The sequence below is a fragment of the Synechococcus sp. KORDI-49 genome (assembly GCF_000737575.1).
Classification (GTDB): domain Bacteria; phylum Cyanobacteriota; class Cyanobacteriia; order PCC-6307; family Cyanobiaceae; genus Parasynechococcus.
In genome coordinates this window covers 2,312,938-2,330,724 of sequence record NZ_CP006270.1, presented here as the reverse complement: position 1 = coordinate 2,330,724, position 17,787 = coordinate 2,312,938, and the positions used below count along the sequence as shown (strand labels likewise).

7 protein-coding genes are annotated in these 17,787 nt (G+C 50.6%); 5 read left to right on the top strand and 2 right to left on the bottom strand.

Annotated elements, in window-relative coordinates:
- Nucleotides 1-666, top strand: a complete 666-nt coding sequence (gene cobO, locus KR49_RS11730; protein ID WP_043695676.1) for a cob(I)yrinic acid a,c-diamide adenosyltransferase — start codon at nt 1-3, stop codon at nt 664-666.
- Between the two features lie 5 nt (nt 667-671).
- Here cobO and KR49_RS11725 read toward each other — a convergent pair whose 3' ends face one another.
- Nucleotides 672-860, bottom strand: a complete 189-nt coding sequence (locus tag KR49_RS11725) for a hypothetical protein (RefSeq protein WP_043695673.1) — start codon at nt 858-860, stop codon at nt 672-674.
- An 83-nt stretch (nt 861-943) separates the two neighbouring features.
- On the opposite strand from KR49_RS11725, the gene pyrH reads away from it, so the two are divergent.
- The 4 genes from pyrH to KR49_RS11705 all read left to right on the top strand — a co-directional run bounded on the left by pyrH (nt 944) and on the right by KR49_RS11705 (nt 16,269).
- Nucleotides 944-1,657, top strand: coding sequence for a UMP kinase (gene pyrH, locus KR49_RS11720; protein WP_043695670.1), 714 nt, complete (start codon nt 944-946; stop codon nt 1,655-1,657).
- 26 nt (nt 1,658-1,683) lie between these two features.
- On the top strand, nt 1,684-2,232 hold the full coding sequence (gene frr / locus KR49_RS11715; protein ID WP_043695668.1) for a ribosome recycling factor: 549 nt from the start codon (nt 1,684-1,686) through the stop codon (nt 2,230-2,232).
- The gene (locus KR49_RS11710) at nt 2,229-3,374 is read left to right on the top strand and encodes an NAD(P)/FAD-dependent oxidoreductase (protein WP_084188041.1); all 1,146 of its coding nucleotides are present in this window, start codon (nt 2,229-2,231) and stop codon (nt 3,372-3,374) included. Before frr ends, KR49_RS11710 begins: the two co-directional genes overlap by 4 nt.
- 172 nt (nt 3,375-3,546) lie before the next feature.
- Nucleotides 3,547-16,269 carry a hypothetical protein gene (locus tag KR49_RS11705; RefSeq protein ID WP_043695665.1) on the top strand — a complete coding sequence of 4,241 codons (12,723 nt, stop codon included), beginning with the start codon at nt 3,547-3,549 and terminating at the stop codon, nt 16,267-16,269.
- Here the strand turns inward: KR49_RS11705 and KR49_RS11700 are convergent.
- On the bottom strand, nt 16,266-17,756 hold the full coding sequence (locus KR49_RS11700) for a deoxyribodipyrimidine photo-lyase (RefSeq protein ID WP_043695663.1): 1,491 nt from the start codon (nt 17,754-17,756) through the stop codon (nt 16,266-16,268). The two genes, KR49_RS11705 and KR49_RS11700, sit on opposite strands and share 4 nt — an antisense overlap.
- Between the last annotated feature and the right edge of the window lie 31 nt (nt 17,757-17,787).

The following is a 17,787-nucleotide window of genomic DNA, read 5'->3' as shown; positions in this document are numbered from 1 at the left end:
ATGACCCACTCCGACCTGGACAGCAAAGCCTCCGAACTGGGCATGGGAGGCCACTTGGCTCCGGAAACCGATGACGCCGGGTATCGCAAACGCATGGAGCAGCGCCAGCAGGTGCAGCGCCAGCGCGTGGAGGAACGCAACAGGGAAAAGGGGCTGGTGCTGGTGTTCACCGGCCATGGCAAGGGCAAGACCAGTGCAGCCCTTGGGCTGGTGCTGCGGACTCTCGGCCACGGCGAGCGCGTGGCGGTGGTGCAGTTCATCAAAGGTGGCTGGGAACCCGGGGAAGCCCGCGCGTTGCGGACCTTCGGCGATCAGGTCTGCTGGCATGCCCTTGGGGAGGGCTTCACCTGGGAGACCCAGAACCGCGAACGGGACCAGCAACTGGTGGGGGAGGCCTGGCAAACGGCTCTGGGTTACCTGCGCGATGCCGCCATCAAGCTTGTGGTGCTCGACGAGATCAACGTGGCTCTGAAACTCGGCTACATCAGCGTTCAGACCGTCCTGGAGGGACTGGACGAACGTCCCGAACTCACCCATGTGGCGCTGACGGGCCGCGGAGCCCCCGAGGAACTGATCGAACGGGCCGATCTGGTCACCGAAATGACGCTTGTGCATCACCCGTTCCGGGAACAGGGCGTGAAGGCACAGGCCGGCATCGAGTACTGATCCGCTCAGGCGGCGGAGTCAAGATCCTCGTTCAGGCGCCGTGTGGCTTCGGTGAGCACGGAAAGACCGCTCACAAGCAGGGCACGGTGAACGATCGGATCCCGCCAGCAGGAGGGATCCCGACTGGCACGCTCCAGAGCCGACAGGGTGAGGCGGGCCATCACTCCGCTGTGGCTGGCTTCGGTTTCGGCCATCACCTGCTCTCGGTTCATCCATCCAAGCGACGGACGGAGCGTTTGGCCAGTACTTGCTACTGTCAGCGGGATCCGGACCGTTGATGGCCTACGCACGCGTCCTGCTGAAACTCAGCGGCGAAGCCCTGATGGGATCTCAGGGATACGGCATTGACCCCGCCATCGTTCAATCGATCGCCTCCGATGTGGCGCAGGTGGTGGCCGGAGGAACCGAGCTGGCGATCGTCGTCGGAGGAGGGAACATCTTCCGTGGCCTCAAGGGTTCGGCAGCCGGCATGGAGCGCGCCACGGCCGACTACGTGGGCATGCTGGCCACGGTGATGAACGCCATCACGCTGCAGGACGGACTGGAGCGGGCTGGTGTGCCCACCCGGGTGCAGACGGCAATCGCCATGCAGGAAGTCGCCGAGCCTTACATCCGCCGCAAAGCGATGCGACATCTGGAGAAAGGCCGGGTGGTGGTGTTCGGCGCCGGCTGCGGAAACCCCTTTTTCACCACCGATACGACGGCAGCCCTCCGGGCCGCCGAGATCAACGCCGACGTGGTGTTCAAGGCCACCAAGGTGGACGGGGTCTACGACAAAGATCCGGCCAAGCACGCCGATGCGGTCAAGCACGAGCACCTCACCTTCCAACAGGTGCTCAGCGGGGAACTTGCCGTGATGGACAGCACCGCCATCGCCTTGTGCAAGGACAACAACATTCCGATCGTTGTGTTCAACCTCTTCGAACCTGGCAACATCGGCAGAGCTGTCGCCGGTGAGCCGATCGGATCCCGCATCGGCAATCCTGCCTGAATCCGTCAGAACCCAAGCCTCCAGACATGTCGACCAAGGACCTCGAAGCCAGCATGCGCAAGTCGGTGGAAGCCACCCAGCGCAACTTCAACACCATCCGCACAGGGCGTGCCAACTCCTCGCTGCTGGACCGGGTGAGTGTTGAGTACTACGGCGCCGAGACGCCGCTGAAGTCCCTGGCAACCCTGTCCACACCAGACTCCCAGACCATTCAGATCCAGCCGTTCGACCTCAGTGCCCTTGCGTCGATCGAGAAGGCGATCGCCATGAGTGAACTGGGGTTCACTCCCAACAACGACGGCAAGATCATTCGCATCAACGTGCCGCCGTTGACGGAGGAGCGTCGCAAGGAATTCTGCAAGCTGGCCTCCAAATACGCCGAGGAAGGCAAGGTGGCACTGCGCAACCTGCGACGCGACGCGATCGACAAGATCAAGAAGCAGGAGAAGGAAGGCGACTTCTCGGAAGACCAGAGCCGTGATGAGCAGGAGAGCGTTCAGAAAACCCTGGACAAGTTCATCGCCGAGCTGGAAAAGCACCTGGCGGAGAAGGAAGCCGACATCCTCAAGGTGTGAGCCGATCCGACAGGCGGATCCGTGATGTCCTGATCATCGGGTCCGGTGCAGCCGGTGGAGCCGCTGCAGCCCATCTGGCCGCAGCCGGGCACGATGTCCTCACTCTTGAGAAAGATGCGCATCGGCGCATCAAGCCCTGCGGCGGCGGCATGGCTGCTGCTGTTCAGCAATGGTTCCCTTTCTCCCTGGAACCTGCCGTGGAACAGGTCATCCGACGGGTCGATTTCAGCTGGTGCCTGGAGGACCCTGTCGTCGCCGAGCTTCCCGGAGAGGCACCCTTCTGGATCGTGCGGCGGGAACGGCTGGATGAGCTGCTGGCGGAGCAGGCCATCCGATCCGGTGGAGAACGGTCTCTGACGGTGAACGTCAGTGAAGTGAGGAAAGCGGAGGACACCTGGGAGGTGAAAGCAGACGACGGGCGCAGCTGGCGCAGCCGGGCTCTGGTGATCGCCGACGGATCAGGATCGCCATGGCCGCAGCAACTGGGTCTCGGAGCCCGTCAGGTGCAGACAGCGAGCACCATGTCGGTGAGGTTGGAAGGCCAGGGAACGCTGCAGAACGGCACGACCCGTTTTGAATTCGGTCTCGTGAAGCAGGGATTTGCCTGGGCCTTCCCTCTGGCAGGCGGGGTGAACATCGGTGTCGGCAGCTTTGTGGGAAGGCAGGATGCCGACCCCGATGCCGTGCTGAGCCGACTGCTGCCCGATCTGGGATTCGAACAGGATGCCGGCATCCGTCAGAGAGGGCAGCTTCGGGTGTGGAACGGGCACCACTGCCTCGATGGTGATGGCGTGGTGGTCGTGGGAGATGCGGCTTCGCTGTGCGATCCCTTCCTGGCCGAAGGCCTGCGCCCAGCCCTGATGAGCGGATGCGAAGCGGCCCGTCACTTGGATGGATGGCTGAAGGGGGAACAACAGAACCTGAAGGGCTACAGCCAGGCGATGCGCGTGCGCTGGGGAGAATCCATGGCCTGGGGCCGGAGGATTGCCCAGGTCTTCTACCGGTTCCCGGGTGTTGGGTACCAACTGGGCATCAAACGGCCTACAGCGCCGAGACGGATCGCCCAGATCCTCTCCGGCGAAATGGGGTACGGCGACATCGCCCAACGCGTGATTCGACGACTGCTCCTGGATCGCCGCTGAGCCGATGCGAAGCAAAGCAAGCTTTTTGACAAAGCTTGCTTTGCACGACAACAAGCCTGTCGAGCACAATTCCAACAGGCTCCAATCTTGAGGCATCACGCAAAGCCGATGCGAGTGGTGCCGTTGAAACGAAATGCTTATAATAAAAATAAGAGTAAGTGCTTCAAATCACATGGGCTCAACCATTCACTCACTTGAAGCCTATGGAACCATTTTCGAAGCATATCTGAGTGGCGATATTCAAAAAGAATACGTCAACAATCTTCCGGCATTTGAGCAGATCCACCACACCTCGCTGCAAGACAAATTATGGTGGATCAATCAACTTCGAAACATCGGAGTCGAATCAGACATTCTCAACAGCTACATCGGGGCATTTGTCGACGTCGCCAATAAAGCGTCTGAATCAATTGACTATGACAGTACAAACTACGAAACGTTCTTTCAACCAGGGCTCGATGGCCAGGGAACCGATTTCGATTGGTTGTGGAGCAATGAAGCCAAAGACCGTCTGCATATCATTGATGATCTCGAAAACAACCTTGGCAACGGCTTAGTCACAGAAGACATCATCGAGCAATACAAATCAAGCCTGGCCGATGTGGCCAACAATGCCACCAACAGCTCTGATTACTCATCGGAGAACTATCAATCCTTCTTCAGACCAGGACTCGATAGCAGAGGGAACGATTTTGAATACATCGGCAGCACCAATCGTGATCTCAACGAAATTGTCTGGTGGATCAACCACCTTGAAGACAACGAAGTAGAGCAGGATGTCATTGATGCTTATACATCTGCCTATATTGATCTCGCCAACCTGTCCGACCTCAATCGATCATACTCAACCGAAGATTTTCGGCAGTTCTTCAACCCTGGACTTGACGGAAAAGGGACGGACTTCAGCCGGATCAATGCAGGTGGTGATCTTGAACACACACTGTGGTGGGTCGAGCATCTCGAAAACAATGGTGTCAGCAGTGAGATTGTCGATACCTACAGAAATGCACTAACAGACACTGCCAACAACGCACAGACGGATAGAACCTTTAATAACGACAACTACGAGCAATTTTTCTCTCCAGGACTTGACGGCGAAGGAACCAAGCTGGGATGGCTCAACACCCAGGGGAGCGGAAAGGATTCACTTTGGTGGATTGAGCATCTTCACGACAACGAAGTTGACGAAACGATTGTTGAAATCTACGAACAGGCATTTGTTGATCTGGCTAATCAAGCAAGCGACAACGAAACATACAACCTCGACGACTTCAGACTTTTCTTCAAACCAGGTCTTGATGGACGAGGAACAGACTTTGGATGGATCGGGGAACGCGATGTTGACGATCTCCATGGGTGGCTTTCGAATCTGGAACAGAATGGTGCCACCTCGGAAATCCTTGACAATTACTACAACAGCTTCATCGATCTGGCGAACACAGTTGATCCACAGACGACTTACACGTCAACATCACTCGACACGTTCTTCAACAGTGACATTTCTGATGTCGAAACAAGCGTGCTCGAAGTCACATTTGAAGGACAAGATCTGGGCGACCTGGTAGAGAATGGCATCTTCCAGGGTGATCTCTCGCTCCTGGATAAAAATGGCAATGCAAAGCAGACCAACCTGACAGGCCTGATCTCACCTGAGGCGTTACGGGGAGAGAACAGCGATTGGGAGCAATCATACGAAATTTTGCATGTTCTTCTCCCTGGCAAGGCAGAGGATGGAGATGTTCTCGTGATGGATGGCGACAACGACTGGACCTATTCGATGCAGTTGCCGCTCTACATGGAGACATCTACTGAAGTTGATCACTCTGATGACAATCAGTACTTTCAACTAGGAATCCTATCGGGAAAGAATCGATATGAAATCAATGGAGACGAAGAGGAGGAAGGCCTCATTGACTTTAATCAACAGCAGATCGTGCTCGATGGGACAGACCACAATCTAGAAAATGGTGATCTGATTGGCTTCTACTGGCATGAAACACTTCCCGAAAGCATCAGAAGTCACCATGCTTACAGAGTTGACTCACTGATCATAAATAGGGATTACAACCGCACAACGTTCAGATTAATTGATAGCGAGACATCAGAAGATTTACTATTCTCCGATACAAGACTGCAGCAAAAGATCAACCAACACAAAGCCGACGAAGGAGACAGCGGTCTACGAATGTGGCGAGCAGAACTGAGGGACAACCTGAGGGTTGATCATGAAGCTGTGATCTATGAGAAGGATGGGGATCAGTTTTCTGAAACTGCACAGGATCCAACCAGCCATCTTGAAGTGGTATTTGAAGCGCCCAATCTGGATGATGTAATCGAGAACGGCAAATTTAGTGGCTCCATCCAATTGATTGGTGATGATGGCTCCACTAAAGCAGAAAATATTCAGGCCATGCTTCATCCTGATGCATGGATTAACGAGACAAAAGACGAATGGGAAACCAACTACACCCGCCTTCATCTTTTTATACCAATCGAAGCAACAGATGGTGATTCATTAGTGATTGGGGCGGAAAATGCGTGGAATCAATCCCTGACACTACCACTCTATGAAGAAACAACAGCCGAAGTAGACAACTCATTCAGAAATGATTATTTCCAGCTGGGCGCGAAAATCAATAAGCAAAGACATGAAATCAAAGGTTATGAGGCAGAAGAAGGTTACCTAGACTTTGATCAGGATACGATCATCATCAGCGGAGTTGACCACGAACTGAATGTGGGCGATCTGCTGGGATTTGACTGGCATGAGACTCTCCCATGGAGCATTGAGTCATATTACGCTTATCAAATCGAGCAATTGACGACGAATAACGTCACGAATGAAACAACCATCAGCCTGATCGATCCAAAGCATAAAGAATCGGTTGAGTTTGAAAGTGACGATCCTGAACAGCAAATCGAAGATTATAGGAATGGCGACTCTGATCATGGTCTTCGCATATGGAGGGCGAAAGAGCGTCATTACATCGCACTGGATCACAACGGAGTCACCTATCAGTCCACTGATGCAGCAGCAGAAGAAGACGCCTATGAAAAGACCAGCTTGATTGAAGTCGTTTTCAAAGCCAAAGACTTCGGCAACCTGGTGAGCAACGGTGGTTTCACAGGAAGCATTTCACTGTTGGATCCTGAAGGAGCAATCAAATCCGAAAACCTTAAAGCAGTCGTTGATCCGCACGGATTCACCGACGACAACCTGAGCAGCTGGGAGCAGGAGAATGAACGTCTTTACATCTATATGCCTGAAAAGGCGCAGGCTGGTGACACTCTAAGAATCAGTGGTGGTGATGAATGGGAAAAGGATCTGAATCTTCCACTGTCCAGCGAGCAGAGAACCGAAGTGGACTACTCGACGAGAAACGATTACATCCAGTTGGGAATCAAAACAAATCAGGAGGTACTAACTATCAAAGGCGAAGAAGAGCAAGAAGGCTTCATCGACCTTGATGATAAAAAAATTATCTTGGAGGGAATCGAAAATTATTTTCAAAATGACGACCTGATTGGGTTCGACTGGCACAGCACTCTCCCGCAGGGACTGGATGAGTACAAGCCTTATCAGATCATCAATTTGGAAACAGAAGAAGACACGAACATAACCAGCTTTGACTTATTTGATCAAGAGGAAGGCGAGGTCGTTGATTTCAGTGATGATGCTATCAGCCAAACAATCAAAAACTATAATTCCGGCGATCGTGACAGTGGCTTACGACTTTGGAAGGCGAAACAGGAAGAGGTGATCCGGCTGGATCCGGCTGGAGCATATTACGAAATTGACGGACAAAAATTACAAGCCGATGCAGAGACGAACAATGCCAAAATTGTGGAGGTTGTCTTTGATGGAAAGTTCGCAGAAGGCCTGGTAACGAATGGGCGCTTCACAGGCAGCATCACATTACAAAATAGTGACCTTGAGGTGCGTGAAAAAAATAACATCCGTGCAGAAAACCTTCCCGCACTGATCAACTACAGCTCATGGACAAACAATCATCAAAGTGATTGGGACAAGGAGCACGAACGTTTGCATGTCATGCTTCCTTTCTCAGCAGAGGCTGGAGATATCCTTGTGATTGATGGTGGTGATCACTGGAATCAACAGCTCCTTCTACCATTCCACAACACCATCAGAACAGAAGTTGATCGTAGCGGAAACGATGATTACTTCCAGCTAAATATTAAATTCAAAGAAACGATTCATTCCATTAAAGGAGCTGAAAAGCAAGAAGGACATTTTGATTTTGGTACGCATCGAATCGTCTTGACTGGTATTGATCATGAGCTGAGTGAAGGTGACTTAATTGGATTTGACTGGCACGAGACCCTGCCGGAAAGTGTGCAGGCCTACAAGGGTTATCAGGTTAACGATCTCAAAATCAACCCTGATCTGCAGCAGACGTCATTCAAATTATTTGATCGTCAGCAATCGATGGCAGTGAGCTTTGCCAGCAACAATATTCTTGATTCTATTACACAGTACCAATCTGCTGATAGCAATGATGGCCTGCGGATGTGGAAGGCCATCGAAGAAGAGTATCTGGAATTTGACCAAGACGCCTACCGAAAGCAGCAGAATGAGCTATCAGATCAACAGGAAGCCTCGAGCATTTCAGCACTTGAGATTAATTTCAAGGCAAAGGATTTATCCAACATCATCGACGAGTTTGGCGTATTTGATGGCACAATCAGTCTTGTGAATTCATCTGGACAACTGATCGACGATGAGATTGCTGGGTTAATCCAATCAGACTTTTTCTACCGCAATGATGAAGATTACTCAGATGATTCATGGGAAAATACCCATGAGCGCCTTGAGATTTTTCTGGGGTCAGAGATCTCTGATGGAGACAAGCTCATCCTCGATGCCAATCAACACTGGGACAACCCACTTGAACTACCTTTGCATCTGAATTCCTTTACGGAGACAGATCATGGTTCTGAGAACGCGTTTCAATTAGGAATTCGCAGCGCCGCTGAAGAGTGGAGATTGAATGTTCCCGGCAATGAAGAACAGGAAGGTTGGCTGGATCTTGACAACAACCAAGTCGTTCTTATTGGCGTGGATCACGATATTGTCAATGGAAGCCTTATGGATTTCAACTGGCACGAAGTATTGCCTCAATATATTCGCTCATATCACCCATACCGTGTAGATGATCTGACAATCGACAACTCCAGCAATATTACAACTTTCAAATTAATCGATTCCGAGGACAACCGGAATGTACAAATGTTTGACGCCAATATTTTTGAGCGATGGAGTTGGAACAATGGCGTCAATCAAGGAGGCATTGGCCTGAAGATTGCAGAGTCAGTCGTTAATGAGAGGATGGAGCTGAATTGGAATGAGTACGAAAAACTCAAACGTCAACGAGAAGCTGATCGTGACACAACTGAGTTGGCAGCTGTAGAAATCGTCTTCAAGTCAGAGGATATGAGTGAACACTTTGATGATAATGGTAATTTCAAGGGCAATGTTTCACTTGTCGACGCTAATGATTTGGTATTGGAGGATAATGTAACTACAATGAGAGATGCCAATGCTTACTTCAACGAAGCAGAGGGCGATTGGCAGAGAGAGCATGAAGTGGCGCTGAGCTTTTTTAGTAGCGATATCCCGGAAGGATCGAAGATTCTGTTTGAATTTGAAGAATCAAGTACGGAAACACTGGAAATCGGTCCGCTTGTATACGAAACTCGCGCTCTGTCAGATCATTGGAACGACGATGCCTTTCAGCTCGATGTCAGAGTGAACGGCAACGAATACACTCTCCCGGGAAGAGAAGATTCAGAAGGATATCTCGATGTCGATATGAATAAGGTCGTCCTCAATGGTACGACGCTTGAAATCTCAGAAGGCATGTTGATTGATTTTAATTGGCATGATGCACTGCCATACTCAATCGATGAGTGGAGACCCTATCAGGTTTCAGAGCTCACCATCAACACGAAGAATAAGACAACATCTTTTGGGCTCATCGACACGAGAACTGGTGAGAGCATTACCATTGATGATACAGATCTTGAAAATCGCTCCGATAATTTCAGTTTTTCCAACCCAGAGGGTCTGCGGCTTGCAGAAGCAGAGGTTGAGAACTATCTCACGATTGATTGGGATGCATCAACAACAGAATTGATCAGCCTGAGTGAAGCAGTTGCAGAAGATCTCAAATTTGAAGCCCGAAATCCTGAGGCTCAGGCTAACGATCATTTTTATCATTGGACCGCCCTCGACCTGGCAACAGCAAAAGCCAGCTACAACCAGCTGAGGCTGGAATTGAATCCGTCCACGTCCCAAGATCTTGGCCTCGAAGAGATACCCTCTAACTGGGATTTACGAATTTCTTATGATGATCTGATCAGTGAAGATATCCCTATCGAAAAGCTTGAGGGAGAATCATCTCTTCACCTTTTCTTCGACAAAGAGCTTTTTGAATCAATATTCAATACCGACAATGGCCTTAGCGTTTCTCTACAGATCGGGCCAAATCAAGTTCCGTCAGAAACAATCAAACTGGATCAGATCGAAAATCTGAATTCAATCGAAGAGCTACTCCAATCCCTACTGGCAGAAGAGAAGCAGTGGTTGTCTGAAAGTTCTGCCACCTACCTGACGACGACGACTACAGCCAATAATTTTGAATCTTATTTCACAGCACCCATGTCAATTGAGGCTGGACCCGGGTATCACTCAGGACAGCAATATAGAAACAAATTGCTTGCAGATGCTTTGTATATTGAACCAGATTTTAATTTGCCTTACGGCTTTGAAGCCAGTGGAATCACATCCGTGATTACCGAAGACAGTAATTCTTTCTTATACATCATTTCAGATGACTCCATCTCGGCAAATCAAGACGTAGATGACAATGCTGAATTCAATTCAGAGAGTCCATCGCAGCTATTAAGAATCAATCGAGATGGCAAGCATTCACCCGCCTATTTCACCCTACCAAATAGTTTTAAGGGAGAGTCTGTTTCAATCGATGGCGAAGCCATCACCTATGACATCAACTCATCAACGCTTTACATTCTGGATGAGGGTGATCTTGACAACAACAGACAATCCAAGATTTTTAGTTTCAGTCTCAATGAAAATGGCGACATCATCGAAACCAATGGGGTATCAGACATAGTCCGAATCGAAACGATTCCTGACACATCTGAAGAGTCTGACAATCAACATGAGTCACTGGTATTCCTCTCAGAATCTGATTCTATTCTTGTCGGCGAGCAAAAATCAGGAGGTATCTATGAATATGATTTCAGAGACGGGGTTCTTGGCTCTGAGCTGCGGATCATCGAAACCGGCATCAATGATTTAAGAGATCTGGCAATAGTGACGCGGGATGGGTCTGATATTCAATATCTTGCAGCATTACATGGGAAATCTGCCGTCATTAATGGAGAGAAAAACAATCAGGGATTGGCATATATTCAACTTCTTGATCTTGAATCTGGAGAGAGTATCAATTCGGGTTTCATCAGTGGAGACTTCAAAAACATGGAGGGCATGACGTTCTCCGCCAATGAGTTCATCTTCACGAGTGACAATGGATCCTCTCAAGAAGGAGCCACATACAAGATCAGATTTGATGACTTATTCCCCCAAGACGACAACTCGGAAACAGCATCCAGCCTGTTCTTCTCAGAATACACAACAGGCTATGGATCCAACAAATATATCGAAATTTTCAACCCCACTTCATCCAGGGTGGAGCTCGACAATTATGCATTCCCAACTATATCTAACAACACAACCACATGGGGGGTCTATGAATTCTGGAACGAATTTCCCGAAGGTGCAACAATTGAGTCTGGAGATGTTTACTTGATTGCAGACCCCGGTGCAGAACCTGCAATTCTTGATCAAGCTGATCACTTGTTCGAATATCTAGGAGATGGTGACGACAGCTTTGCACTGGTTCGTGGGGATCAGGCGTCGTACACGGTCATTGACTGGCTTGGCAATTTTGACGATCGAGGACCATGGGATGTGGCAGGAACAGTTGACGCCACCGAACACAGCACCCTGGTGAGAAAAGAATGGGTTGTCAGTGGTAATGACAACTGGGATTCAGCACGGGGACACAATGAGGAGGATTCGGAGTGGTTGGTTCTACCTGCAGATGCCTTCCTGAACCCTGGACAAATGGATGATGACTGGAGTTTCTTTGAGGCCCACATCATGAATGACAACGCTTCGACAACCGACCAGATTGAAAACCCTGGCTTACGTTTACATCCCGCTGATGACTCAGGAGGCGGCCTGAATGAATTCATCGTTGACCTGAAGCTCACAACACCGGACGGAGATACTGAGCAGATTTATAACGCCATCTGGTTTGGAGAAGAAGACAGTTACAACTTTGGGCAATTTATTGACTCTGATCCTGATGGCTTCAGTGTGAGCCTTCGAGAATGGGACTCTTGGGAAAATGATCAGATTAGCGTTCTGAAAGTTGACCGTTATGGTGACAATCTGAATCGGCTGTCAGTCAGCGAAGAACCTGTTCAAGCTTTTTGGTCAGACTATCATCCACAGATTTGGATTGAAGGAAATCCCTTTGTCGCTTGGGATCAACAAAGAATCAGTCCAAGACTAATTAATTTAGAAGGTGATTATTTTGATATTGGCGATGATGTTGTCCTGCGCTTCAACCTGGAAGTCCCGCATTCTGATGGTCCACATGACTGGAGTGAGTGGCGGGACTATGCCATTATTTTTGATCTTCACTATCAATCAGGCGAGGGACAACTCAGTCAGCAACAGCGAGAAGATATTTTCTTCGATGAACTTTATCAAGTTCGCGATGGAATCATCGACGAGCTTAACTATCAGCCCAAAGTCTATGCTGGCATCGAAATTGATAGCGACGATGAATTTCTCGAAGCCAACGACTTCCTGGACCTGATCCTGGAGGTGCTTCGTAATGTTGGGACCTCGGCTAATAGCAATGAAACCATCTTCTCAGATGATATCTTCGAAATAACGAACAGAAATCAAGTCAGAAATGATCATCGTAATCTTGTCTCTGCCAATCTAGATTTCACTGCGCCACAAGGAGGAAGCAAGCCACAGATTGATCTATGGGCTTGGACTCTTCACGATCCAAGCAACGAAGAGCGATTCCGAGAAGCAGAAGACCGCTACCACAAAGCATGGCAAACATATGAAGAAGAGTGGGTCATGAATGTAGGTTCCATCAAACCTACTTTTGAATGGGGCTACACTGATCCGTCAGGGGAAGATTATGACAGCAACAAATCAATTTATATTGAATACCAAGGTCTTTACCGAATTGCTGAAATCACAAATGATGATAGCAAGTCTAATTATAAAGAGGGAGACATCATCCTGAGAATTGACGACAAGCTCGTCGATCCCTCAGCTTATTCCACAGAAATCCAGTGGGGACATCGTCTCAAGCTTCGCTTGAAAGATGACAGTGGTCTGACGATCAAGCCAAAATCGACGATCACTTTTGCATTACAAGAAGGTCATGGATTACGCGATGTGGAGGGAGAATCCATTGTTCTCAAGGAACCACTCAAAATCGATAACTGGGCCCGCTATGAGCAGTTTGGTTACGATCTTGACGAGTGGATTTCCCTGAATCCAGACGAAAGTTTTGTTGAAGGCAAGAAAGCAACCTTATCTTTTCACTCCAAGGCTGATCTCACTGACGACTCTACAAAAGCAGTTATTCCAGAAATAAGCGACTTCCAATTCTGGTCCTGGAATCCTCAAAGTGGAGAGCAGACTCAGCTTCAATTTGCTGAAAGCACGATCGAGGTCAAAGGAAAAAAATTGATCTTTGACCTGTCGAATAAGGTTCCGTCGGGTGTGAATATTGATGTTACATATGACCCCATCATTTCAACACTTGCCGATGGCTCTTCAAACAGCGAGCCATTCACAAATGTCAATGGTGCGACAAGCCATAGTTTTCATTGGCATCCCATCGAGAATATTTCGCCTGACGAAGAGGGGCCTTCTGTGCGCTGGGCCGATGTTCACGGTAATCGTCTCTACATGGGTCTGGATGACCCTGCAGAAGTTCATGTCAATGGGAAAAGTCTCACGACAACCAACCTTCCCAACCCCATCAATTTCCTGATCACAGCCGGCGTCAACGACGACCGACGATCCATCAGTGCCAACAGCATTCGGATGAACGAGTGGGGAGATCTTGAATTACAACTGGAATCCTCTGTTCAAGCAAATGATGAGGTTTCTCTCAGCTACCTCGGCACAGCCTTAACCGATGGATTAGGCAATGCAACCTCGATCAGAAATCTTGCCATTAACAATTTTTCTGTCGAATTTGACATCAACAATCCAGACACTTGGTTTAACAACATTGACAGTGTCAATGTTGTCTTCAAACAAACTGGCAACAACCTCTCGAGCAGCAATAGTTATATGAATGATAATGGTTCCCTTTCGTCAAAGCACTCTGACTTCCAGATCGCTGACCATTACAACTTCCATCTCGACGAGATCTCCAACGTTAGTTTCAGCTTGACTGATCAAGGCGGACGGACTCTGGATGATGAAGGCGACGCCAACCTGGATTTCTTTGTCGAGAACATTACACCTCGCTTCACCAACTACATCGGTGGATCACATAATTCTGCACTGGATTCATGGAAAGATTCTCCAAGCAATGATGAACGAAACGTTGTTTTCACTCTTCCCGAAGGTGATTACCGCTTGATCATTGAACATGCAAGTCTCGACGAAGAGATCCAGCAACCGTATCAACTCACAATCGAAACAACAGCCTTTGATTCCGAGGCTCTTGATGCCATTCAAATCGGTGGCAATGATGAAGAATCCTTCTCCATCAGGAACAACACTCTGAACCTGAGCGATCAATATGCCGACGAGACAATTGCGATTAACTCTGATGGAATATTCACTCTTGCAATTCTTGATTATGACAATGTTTCAAGTGAAGTTTGGTTTGAAATATTTGACCTCAACGGTCAGTGGTGGGGAAACAGTTACGACGGTAAAAGTGAGCAATATCTTCCCAAGGGCCTCTACACAATCGAATACTTCTCTTCAGGCAATTCAGGAGATATTGACGTTGAATACATACTCGATACAACCATAACGCTGGAAACCGACCAAGACACCTCCAACGACCCAAGTGGGTCATTGGCGATCAATGGAATGGCCTCACAAGGGAAGCTCAATTCCTTAGACACAGAAGATTATTGGTCAATGAAATTGACTGGTGGGGAGATTTACACTGTCCGGGCAACTGACTTCAGCCAGCTCAGCGATGTCAGTCTTCTTGTGGACCATCAAGAACCTGGATGGCATGAAGGAAGCTGGAACTGGGGAACAGAGGATGCGGAGACCGGGGTCTTCACTCCATCTGACGAAACAGTTGTGATCGACCTTTCGAGTGATGACAGATTCGAACAGAACAAGGTTTACAACTTCATTGCCAATCTCCATAGCCACAACCATCAACCCACCTCCTATTCACTCCTGATCAAGTCTCATGACACGTTGGAGAACGCCCTTCTGGAGGCCACAAAGAATATCGCTTCCCACTCCGACATCTTCGAATCCTATTTTGGCGATGCCTCAAACCTGAAGGATCTTGTCAAGATCACGAAAGATGATCTCGCCGATCTGGCAGCCTTGCCGGAAGCAACCGACGACGAATTGAAATCAACAAAGGCAAAACTTGAGAAAGATCTTGGTGAAAAAGGCGAGGAACTCTCCGGCAATCCTCTGATCATCAAATCAACGTTGAAAACAGGTAGTGGAGAAACTGGATCGACACCGATCTTGATGAAGAAGCAGACGCCGGAAAACATTTCAGGCAAAGTGAATGAAACCAACAAAGCGGAACTTGCCGCCAATCAGTCTGGAGAATTGCGTCAAGTGAATTCAAGCCGTGAATTCACTGCCAAGGATATTGCCTCCCTTGCTGATGCAACCGCTGATGAGGTTGATGATCTCAAGCCAATTTCCAAACCTGTTGATCTTCGGGTTGGTCGAGGACGGGGTACCCTCTCGGGCTTCCTGGCTAAACGTCAATCACTGGTGATGCAGGAGTCTGACCAATCGATTGCCGTGGAAAGCGATCTTGATGATGAAGACATTCTTGATCTGGGCTTGCAGCGCATCGAAATTGATCTCAGTGATGAAATCCGTGCCCAACTGGAGGAGGGTTCTCAGAGTCTGGTCTGGTACCGCAGACCAGCCAATGCTGATCCCTTCATCTACACCTACGACGAGGTGACGGGAACCGGAGCCTTGCTGGAGGACACCGATCCAAGCCAGCGCGGTGCGGATGTTCTGGCCCTGTATGTCCGTGATGGTGCCCGTGGTGATGATGACGGCCTGGTGAACGGTGAGATCACCAGCCCTGGTGGCCTGGCTCTCGTCAGTCGAGATGTCGACTTTGATGCGGTCGTTGGCGAGTCCTCCGGGAGCGAGTCTGGAAGCACAACAGATGACCAGCAGACGGACGATTCCGATCTATCGGATGACAGCCTCGTATCGCTGGGACCGAAAGATATCGACGCTGATGATCAGCTGACGACGCTCACCGATGGCCTGGCTCTGGCACGCCGATTCATCACCGGTCGGGTCTCCCAGGATCCAATCATGAGTGAACTTGCCTCCTATGTCGGCAGCCGCACCACTTCCAGCGACATGATCGACCACATCGATGCAAGTGTGGACAACGGCGATTACGACATGACCGACGTCTACAACGTCAGCGTGACCAACACCAATCCCGGCAGCCTGGACATAACGGATGTCGAGCTGTTCATGCGTTTCACGGCAGGAACTTTCCCTGGCCAGTCCATCACATCAGAACTCTCGACCTTGGAATCGATTTAGAGCTCAAGAGTCAGCTGCTGCATCGACGCATCATCAGGGAGGCGCCGTCGCCGGCGGTGAGCTCTCTGGGCGCTCATCGTCGGTTTCAGGCCTGCCTTACGGGATCCATGTCTGCTTTGGATGTCATCGGCGTGCCGATCGAAGCCGGCAGAACGACGGATCGTCCAGATCCGCTCTTTTGCCTCACGAGCTGCCGCCGTGCAATCCACGATTGGCGCAGGATGGCCTGCCAGGAATGTCCATGGCTCATGAATATGGTCGCTCGGGACATCAGCGAGTTCCGGGCACCACCGCCTGATGAACACACCATTGGCGTCATGGTCCCGCCCCTGCTTGATCGGGTTGTAGATGCGGATCGTGTTGATCGAGGTGCTTCCTGATTGCATCTGGCACTGACTCCAGTGAATGCCGGGTTCGTAGTCGACGAACTGACGGGCCAGATGCATGCCGCTCTCCTGCCAGGGGAGCCAGAGGTGGTAGCTGGCGAAAGACATCAACATGGCCCGCATGCGGAAGTTGATCCAGCCATGGGCCCGGAGCGCCCGCATGCAGGCATCCACGAACGGTACGCCGGTGCGGCCTTCGCTCCAGGCCGTCAGTCGATCGCTGTCGGCATGGCGAATGCCACGCATGAAGGGGTGGAAGTCGCTGAATTCAATCGTCGGCTGATCCTCCAGCTTCTGAATGAAATGGCAGTGCCAGTGGAGCCGCGATTCAAAGCTGCTGACACCGCGACCACTGTGCTTGCGGCTGGTCTGCAGGACCTCCCGCATCGACAGGCATCCCCAGGTGAGATAGGCCGACAGACGTGAACAGCCGGTGAACGCCGTATTGGGGCTCGACATGGCCCGTTGATAGCGCGGTGCACGGTGTTGCAGAAAATCGCGCAACTCCCCCAGGCCGATCGAGCGCCCACCGGTCTGCCGCTGCGGACAGTGATCAAGCGGCAGCTCAGGGCAGGGCCGCTCCGGGATCACCCCGGGATCCATCCCCTCCAAGACGGGGAGCCCTGCAGGCGGAGACGTCAAGGGCTCCGTCATCTGAGCCTCCCAGCGCTTGGCCCAGCCATTGCGGGTGCGCATCCGGCGCGTCACCCCGAACTGGGGAATTTCGATCCACTCAATTCCGTTCTGTCGGACCCACAGCCCCACCCGTTTGTCGCGCTGATAGGTCCAGCCGTTGCCTGTTTCCTCATGGCTCCAGAGGCCATCGATACCGAACTGTCGCCGAGCCCGCTCCAGCACCTGCACCACATCGCCTGTGCGCACCACCAACGGCTGCCCCAGATCGGCGAGGGCACGGCGCAACTCCAGCAGCGCCTCCCTGCAAAAGAGCCACTGGCGTTCGGAGGCATCGGGCTGCTGCCAAAGCTCCGGCTCGACGATGTAGAGCGGAAGCACCGGACCCCGCTCCGCAGCAGCCAGCAAGGGCCGGTGATCATCGATGCGCAGATCACGCTTGAACCAGACGATCTGCAGCGGTGGCATTCACTGCCATCCAAGGAACTCGGTTCTAGTG

Coding starts and splice junctions, on each gene's coding strand:
- pyrH (WP_043695670.1), top strand. CDS start 944: ATGGCCTACGCACGCGTCCTGCTGAAACTCAGCGGCGAAGCCCTGATG.
- KR49_RS11700 (WP_043695663.1), bottom strand. CDS start 17,756: ATGCCACCGCTGCAGATCGTCTGGTTCAAGCGTGATCTGCGCATCGAT.
- cobO (WP_043695676.1), top strand. CDS start 1: ATGACCCACTCCGACCTGGACAGCAAAGCCTCCGAACTGGGCATGGGA.
- KR49_RS11725 (WP_043695673.1), bottom strand. CDS start 860: ATGGCCGAAACCGAAGCCAGCCACAGCGGAGTGATGGCCCGCCTCACC.
- frr (WP_043695668.1), top strand. CDS start 1,684: ATGTCGACCAAGGACCTCGAAGCCAGCATGCGCAAGTCGGTGGAAGCC.
- KR49_RS11705 (WP_043695665.1), top strand. CDS start 3,547: ATGGGCTCAACCATTCACTCACTTGAAGCCTATGGAACCATTTTCGAA.